1 protein-coding gene is annotated in these 824 nt (G+C 40.0%); it reads left to right on the top strand.

The window, feature by feature from the left end; genetic code table 11:
- Positions 1-51 precede the first annotated feature (51 nt).
- Positions 52-824: ABC transporter permease (locus ACTYBU_RS22420; RefSeq protein ID WP_445493254.1), on the top strand; the 773-nt coding region annotated here is incomplete at its 3' end.

The following is an 824-nucleotide window of genomic DNA, read 5'->3' on the forward strand; positions in this document are numbered from 1 at the left end:
TTATTTTTAGAGAAAATAAGTAAAAATAAAAGCAAAAAGGGGGAGAAGTAAGTGGGATTAATGGATGTTTTATTAATTGTCATTCCTTCTTCACTATTATGGGCTGCACCGCTGATCTTCACAGCACTTGGTGGGAATTTTTCAGAACGAGCAGGTGTAATAAATATAGGATTGGAAGGATTAATGGTGATGGGGGCTTTTTCCTCTATTGTGTTTAACTTAACCTTTGCAGATAGTTTAGGGGCTTGGACTCCTTGGGTCGCTTTGCTTTTCGCAATGGTTATTGGTGCACTTTTTTCTGTATTGCACGCCGTAGCTACCATTACGTTTCGTGCAGATCAAACTGTTTCTGGTGTTGCAATAAATTTATTGGCTGCAGGACTTGCGATGTTTTTAGTCAAATTAATCTACGGAAAAGGCCAAACAGGTACGATTCAATACAGCTTCAAAAAAGTGGATATTCCTGTTTTGAAAGATATTCCTGTTATAGGAGATCTATTTTTCACTAATACGTATTGGACTTCCTATTTAGCCATTATCGTTGCTATTATCGCTTGGTTTGTAATGTATAAAACGCCATTTGGACTGCGATTGAGATCTGTCGGAGAACACCCAATGGCAGCAGATACGATGGGAATAAATGTGTTGAAAATGCGTTATATTGGTGTTATTCTCTCCGGTGCACTTGGCGGAATCGGCGGTGCCGTATTTGCCCAGTCGATTACGAACGAATTTACCCATGCAACAATCAGTGGACAAGGATTTATGGCGCTTGCTGCACTGATTTTTGGGAAATGGAATCCATTAGGTGCAATGGGAGCAGC

Source organism: Niallia sp. 03133, assembly GCF_052663225.1.